The organism is Aeromonas sp. sif2433, assembly GCF_019218705.1.
GTDB classification, from domain to species: domain Bacteria; phylum Pseudomonadota; class Gammaproteobacteria; order Enterobacterales; family Aeromonadaceae; genus Aeromonas; species Aeromonas encheleia.
On record NZ_JAHUXD010000018.1, the window covers coordinates 46,459 to 52,698 of the forward strand.

At 66.8% G+C, this 6,240-nt stretch carries 5 protein-coding genes; 3 read left to right on the forward strand and 2 right to left on the reverse strand.

Features of this window, described 5'->3' with window-relative positions; all coding sequences use genetic code 11:
- Positions 1–76: 76 nt before the first annotated feature.
- Complete coding sequence (gene thpR, locus KW825_RS19540; RefSeq protein ID WP_218330146.1) at positions 77–619, reverse strand: RNA 2',3'-cyclic phosphodiesterase; 543 nt, start codon at positions 617–619, stop codon at positions 77–79.
- 98 nt (positions 620–717) lie between these two features.
- On the opposite strand from thpR, the gene hrpB reads away from it, so the two are divergent.
- The 3 genes from hrpB to KW825_RS19555 all read left to right on the forward strand — a co-directional run bounded on the left by hrpB (position 718) and on the right by KW825_RS19555 (position 6,053).
- A complete protein-coding gene (hrpB, locus tag KW825_RS19545) occupies positions 718–3,177 on the forward strand; it encodes an ATP-dependent helicase HrpB (RefSeq protein ID WP_218330147.1) in 2,460 nt (819 codons plus the stop codon).
- A 111-nt stretch (positions 3,178–3,288) separates the two neighbouring features.
- Positions 3,289–5,610 carry a penicillin-binding protein 1B gene (mrcB, locus tag KW825_RS19550; protein WP_218291681.1) on the forward strand — a complete coding sequence of 774 codons (2,322 nt, stop codon included), beginning with the start codon at positions 3,289–3,291 and terminating at the stop codon, positions 5,608–5,610.
- 41 nt (positions 5,611–5,651) lie between these two features.
- Positions 5,652–6,053: a VOC family protein gene (locus KW825_RS19555; protein ID WP_218330148.1), complete on the forward strand. Its 402-nt coding sequence runs from the start codon at positions 5,652–5,654 to the stop codon at positions 6,051–6,053.
- 2 nt (positions 6,054–6,055) lie between these two features.
- On the opposite strand, the gene KW825_RS19560 is transcribed toward KW825_RS19555, so the two are convergent.
- A partial coding sequence (locus KW825_RS19560; protein WP_218330149.1) for a hypothetical protein occupies positions 6,056–6,240 on the reverse strand: 185 nt, incomplete at its 5' end.

Sequence of the window (6,240 nt, forward strand, 5' to 3'; positions counted from 1 at the left end):
TGTCCTTTCTTAATTGTTTGTTGTTTGTTTCTCTGGGCGAGCAACCCGCGGGCTGGGTTGCAAAGGGGATGGCTCATCAGGCCAGGTCTTCTCGCGTGTCCGCCTTGGCGCGGGCGCGCAGGGGCCAGCAGGCGAGCGGCTGGTAGCAGACCCCGTCCGGCGTGCTGACGGAGCGATAGAGGCAGAAGTGATCGGCGGTCAGCACGAAATCCGGCGCCGGCAGCTCGGCGGGGGCCTCGCCGGCCTTGCGCGACAGGGTGACATGGGGGCGATAACCCTGCTCGCCGTTGCCAAGGCCCAGCTTCTCGCCGTGGCGCCGCAGCGCTTTGGCCAGCACATTCAACTCGTTCGGCCACTCGCTGGGCCCCACCCAGGCGGCCTTGGCGCGGTGGAACCAGCCGGTCTGATCCAACGGGATGCGCAGCGGCGGGCAGTGTTGCCGCTCGGCGGCGGCCATCAGCCTGGCCTGGGTGGCCTCGTCGGCTTCGCCGAGAAAGGCCAGGGTCAGGTGCAGGTTGATCTCCGGCACCGGCAGGCCGGGCCAGGGGCGTCGGTCACGCCAGTCGATCAGCTTGGGGGCAGTCCCGTGCAGGGGCAGGGCAAAGAAGAGTTTGGCCATTCGGGGGATGGTGCCTTTTTTTCACGCTCATAACATGGCCCCATTCTATGGCAGAATAGACGCCGTTTTTAAGGTCATCACAGAAGGTTTTCGCCGCTTTGTCCCAACTCCCCATCGTTTCGGTGCTGTCCGGGCTGTTTGATGCCATCGACCAGCACGCCAGCGTGATCCTGCAGGCGCCGCCCGGCGCGGGCAAGTCGACCCTGTTGCCGCTGGAGCTGGTGCGCCAGGCCCGCTTGCCCGGTCGCATCATCATGCTGGAGCCCCGTCGGCTGGCGGCGCGCAACATCGCCGGCTTTCTGGCCCGCCAACTCGGCGAGAAGGTGGGGGAGCGCATCGGCCTGCGGGTGCGTGGCGAGAGCAGGGTCAGTGCCCAGACCCGGCTGGAGATAGTGACAGAGGGGGTGCTGACCCGGATGTTGCAGCAGGATCCCGAGCTCCCTGGCGTCTCCCTGATCATCTTCGATGAATTCCACGAGCGCAGCCTGCATGCCGACACCGCCCTGGCCTTCGCCATCGAGAGCCAGCAGGGGCTGCGCGACGATCTCAAGTTGCTGATCATGTCCGCCACCCTGGATGGCATGGCGCTGGAGAGCCTGCTGCCGGACGCCCCCGTCATCCGCTCGGAGGGGCGCGGCTTCCCCATCGACTACCACTATCGTCCCGCCAATCGCCAGCAGTGGCTGGAGCCCCAGCTGGGCGCCGTGGTGCTGGAGGCACTGGCCAGCCACGCCGGCAGCGCCCTGGTGTTCCTGCCGGGGCAGGGGGAGATAGAGCGGCTGGCCCAGTGGCTGGCGGGACGGCTGCCCGATGATGTGCGCCTGGCGCCGCTCTATGGCCGCCTCGACATGGCGGCGCAGCAGGCGGCCATCGAGCCGGCGCCGGCGGGCAGTCGCAAGCTGGTGCTCACCACCAATGTGGCGGAGACCTCCCTCACCATAGAGGGGGTCTCGGTCGTCATCGACAGCGGGCTGGAGCGGCGCGCCAGCTTCGATCTGAAGAGCGGTGTCACCCGGCTGGAGACCCGCCAGATCGCCAGGGCCTCCGCCACCCAGCGGGCGGGTCGCGCGGGTCGTCTCGGTCCGGGTGTCTGCTACCGGCTGTGGAGCGGCGAGGTGCAGGAGCGCCTCGCCGAGCAGAGCCCACCGGACATCCTGACCCAGGAGCTGACCGGTCTGCTGCTGGATGCCGCCCAGTGGGGGGCCAGGGTGGAGAGCCTGCCGCTGCTGGACATGCCCCCCGCCGCCGCGCTGGCCGGCGCCCAGCGTCTGCTGGTGGCCCTCGGGGCCATGCAGCCGGGCGGTGAGCAACAGCTCACCCCTCAGGGTCGGGCCATGGCGGCACTTGGCACTCATCCCCGGCTGGCGCGCCTGCTGCTGCGGGCCCGGGAGCTGGAGGCCGAGGGTCTGACAGGGATTGTCGCCGATGCCGCTTATCTGGTGGCGCTGCTGGAAGAGGATCTGCGAGGATCCGAGCGCCTCTCGGTGCTGTTCCACCGCCGCCTGGGGGCCCTGCGTCAGGGCGCCGCCCGCTGGTTCGAGCGGCTCGGGGTGCGGCCCGGCTCTGCACCACGGGAGGCTCAGGGGCAGTGGCTGGGGCTGCTGTGCGCCCTCGCCTGGCCGGATCGGATCGGCAAGTTGCGCAGCGCCACCCGCTATCAACTCAGTGGTGGGGTGAGCTGCGATCTGGTAGAAGGTCATCCATGCCAGGGACAAGGCGCCCTGATCGCCATCGAGATGGGGCAGAACGAGCGCGGCAGCCGCATCTTCATCGCCGAGCCGGTGGAGCTGGACGAGCTGGTCCGCCTGCTGCCCGAGCTGGTGAGCGAGCGCCAGTGGTTCGACTGGGACGAGCGGGAGGAGCGGGTGCGGGCCGAGCGCCAGCAGGTGCTCGGCGAACTGGTGCTGAGCCAGCGGCCGCTGACCGAGCTGTCGGACGAGCAGAAGGGGCGCTGCCTGCTGCAGGGCATTCGCCGCAAGGGGTTGCACGTGCTGCCCTGGGATGAGCAGAGCGAAGGGCTGCTGGCCCGCCTGCGCTGCGCCGCCGACTGGTTGCCGGATGAGGGCTGGCCCGCCATGGACGACGAGAGCCTGCTGGCCCGGCTGGAAGAGTGGTTATTGCCTGCCCTGAGTGGCATGACCCGGCTGGAGCAGCTGAAGCGGCTCAACCTGGTGGACATATTGCGCCAGTCCCTGCCCTGGCCGCTGCCGAGGCGGTTGGACGAGGCGCTGCCGAGTCACTTTGCCGCGCCGACCGGCAGCCGGGTGCGGATCCGCTATCAGCCGGGTCAGGCGCCGGTGATCCCGGTGCGGATCCAGGAGATGTTCGGCCAGGCCAGCACCCCCTGCGTGGCCGATGGCCGGGTGGCGCTGGTGGTGGAGCTGCTCTCGCCGGCCCAGCGGCCGCTGCAGATCACCGCCGATCTGGCCGCCTTCTGGGCCGGCTCCTACGCGCTGGTGAAGAAAGAGATGAAGGGGCGCTATCCCCGCCACTACTGGCCGGACAATCCCCTCGAGGCGATGCCGACCCGGGTGACCAAGAAGAAGATGGGCATGTAGAGGAAGTCAGGCTCGATTGGCGAAGCGCAATCGGCCCTACGGCTCTCGCCAAGACCAATGAGATAATGACTACGCCCGCGATGGCGACATAACGAATAGCAAAGAGGATTCATGGCAACGCAACAACGCAAGCGTACTCCCAAGAAGGCGGCGCCCAACCGCACCATCTGGCGCAAGCTGTTCTGGCTTGGTTTCAAGCTCTCCCTGGTGGTGGGCGCCTTCATGGTGGTATTTGGCATCTACCTCGATACCAAGGTACGCGAGCGCTTCGACGGGGAGAAATGGCAACTGCCGGTGATGGTCTACAGCCGTCCGCTGGAGCTCTATCCCAGCCAGCGCATCTCCCAGGCCCAGATGCTGCGCGAGCTCAACATGCTGAGCTACAAGCAGGTGCGCCAGCCCCATACCCCGGGCGAGTACGCCATCAACGGCAATCGCATCGAGCTGGTCCGCCGTCCGTTCGAATTCTCTGACGGCGCCGACGGCGCCCGCGGCCTGCGGCTCACCTTCAACGGCGCCCGGCTGGAGGGGATCCAGTCCCTGGAGACTCAGCGCCAGCTAGGTTATGCCCAGATGGACCCGGTGTTGCTGGACCGACTCAACACCGAGGACAGAGAGGATCGCCTGCTGGTGCGGATTGCCGAGGTGCCGGACAGCCTGCTGATCACCCTGCTCACCACCGAGGATCGGGACTTCTACCAGCACGGCGGCGTCTCGCCGGTGGCCATCATGCGCGCCATGGCGGCCAACCTGCTGGCCGGTCGCACCGTTCAGGGGGGCAGTACCCTCACCCAGCAGCTCGCCAAGAACTTCTTCCTGACCCGGGAGCGCAGCCTGTGGCGGAAACTGCAGGAAGCCTACATGGCGGTGTTGATCGACTACCGCTACAGCAAGGATGAGATCCTGGAGTCCTACCTCAACGAGGTCTATCTGGGGCAGAACTTCTCCCAGGGGGTCTATGGCTTCGGGCTCGCCTCCTACTTCTACTTCGGCATCCCGGTCAACGAGCTGGACATCGATCAGGTGGCGCTGCTGGTGGGGCTGGTGAAGGGCCCCTCCTATTACGATCCCTGGCGCTTCCCCGAGCGGGCCAAGGCGCGCCGGGATCTGGTGCTCAAGCTGCTGATGGATCATGGCAGCCTGCAACCGGCCGAATATGAGCTGGCCAGCAAGCAGCCGCTCGGCATCATCGCCCGTGGCCAGATGAGCTATGGCCGTACCCCGGCCTTCATGGGGCTGCTCAAGCGCGAGATCCAGAGCCGCTTCGGCCCGGATCTGCTCAAGCAGTCCGGCCTCAAGATCTTCACCAGCCTGGATCCCATCGCCCAGCACGCCGCCGAGCAGGCGGTGGAGTCCGGCCTCGCCCTCATCGAGAAGCAGCGTGGCAAGAAGAAGCTGGAGGCGGCCATGGTGGTCTCCGACTGGCACAAGGGGGAGGTGGTCGCCATGGTGGGTGGCCGGGATCCGCGTTACGCCGGTTTCAACCGCGCGCTGGATGCCCGTCGCCAGATAGGTTCCCTGGTGAAACCGGCGGTCTATCTCACCGGCCTCTCCAATGGCCTGACCCTGGGCACCCCGCTCAAGGATCAGCCTATCCGCATCCGTGGTCAGGATGGCCAGATCTGGACGCCGCAGAACTACGATCGCAAGTTCCGCCAGAGCGTGCCGCTGATGGAGGCGCTGGCCAGCTCCCTCAACGTGCCGACCGTCAACCTGGGGTTGCAGGTGGGGCTGGACAAGGTGGTGGACACCCTGCACAAGCTGGGGGTCGATCAGGATATCCAGCCCTATCCGTCGCTGGTGCTGGGGGCGGTGGCACTGTCGCCGATGGAGGTGAACCAGATGTACCTGCCCATCGCCAACCAGGGGCTGACCCAGCCGCTGTCGGCCATCCGCGCCGTCATCAACAGCGATGGCAGCCAGCTCTATCAGCATGATCAGGCCGCCAAGCGGGTGACGGACCAGCAGGCCAGCTGGCTGACCCTGTTCGCCATGACCAAGACGGTGAGCCAGGGCACGGCCCGCGCCCTGAGCGCCAAGTTCCCCGGTGCCACCATGGCCGCCAAGACCGGCACCACCAACGAGCTGCGGGACTCCTGGTTTGCCGGGATGGACAACAACGAGCTGGTCAGCATCTGGGTCGGCCGGGATGACAACCAGCCCGCCGGGCTGACCGGGGCCAGCGGTGCCCTGCAGCTGTTCAGCGGCTACATGAGCCAGCGCGGAGTCAACAGCCTGGGGCTGAAGATGCCGGAAGGGGTGAGCTGGGCCAACTTCTCCCGCTCCAGCGGCGCCCGGGTCGCCAGCGATTGCCCAGGCAGTCTGCAGGTGCCGGCCAAGCTGGCAGGATTGCCTGCACCCGCCAGCTGCGCCAGTCCGGTGACCAACCCGGTCAACGCGCTGGACAACTGGTTCAGCGGTTTCTTCAACTAACGACGACGGGCGGCCTGGCCGCCCGTCTCTCTGGAGTGGATATGACGGTTTCCCTCTTCGATGGCATCCATCACCTGGCCATCATCGCCAGCGACTATGGCCGCTCGCGTCACTTCTATCATGAGGTGCTGGGGCTGCCCATCATCAACGAGACCCTGCGCGAGGAGCGCCACTCCTGGAAGCTGGATCTGGCGCTGCCCGACGGCAGCCAGCTGGAGTTGTTCAGCTTCCCGGCGCCGCCGGCGCGGCCCTCCCGGCCGGAGGCCTGTGGCCTGCGCCACCTGGCGTTTCGGGTGCAGGCGCTCGAGCCCGTCATCGCCCATCTGCAGCGGCACCAGATTGCGGTGGAGCCGGTGCGGGTCGATGAGCTGACCGGCAAGCGCTTCACCTTCTTCGCCGATCCCGATGGCCTGCCGCTTGAGCTCTACGAGACGGGCCGCTAACCCTACTCGCGGGCTGCCACAAACCCAAAAAGCCGCCAGGCGTTGCCTGGCGGCTTTTTTAAGGCTCTGTCCCAATTACATGTTGAAAGGCTAACCTTGAAGTAGGTCATCACCCGAGGGCCGCCATCATGGATACCCAAGCCTTTCAACACCTGCTGTCTCTCTTCCCACAGCTCAGCTTGCGCCA

What these genes read in the sequence shown, in the direction of transcription:
- thpR (WP_218330146.1), bottom strand. Translation starts at nt 619, where the DNA reads ATGGCCAAACTCTTCTTTGCCCTGCCCCTGCACGGGACTGCCCCCAAG.
- mrcB (WP_218291681.1), top strand. Translation starts at nt 3,289, where the DNA reads ATGGCAACGCAACAACGCAAGCGTACTCCCAAGAAGGCGGCGCCCAAC.
- KW825_RS19555 (WP_218330148.1), top strand. Translation starts at nt 5,652, where the DNA reads ATGACGGTTTCCCTCTTCGATGGCATCCATCACCTGGCCATCATCGCC.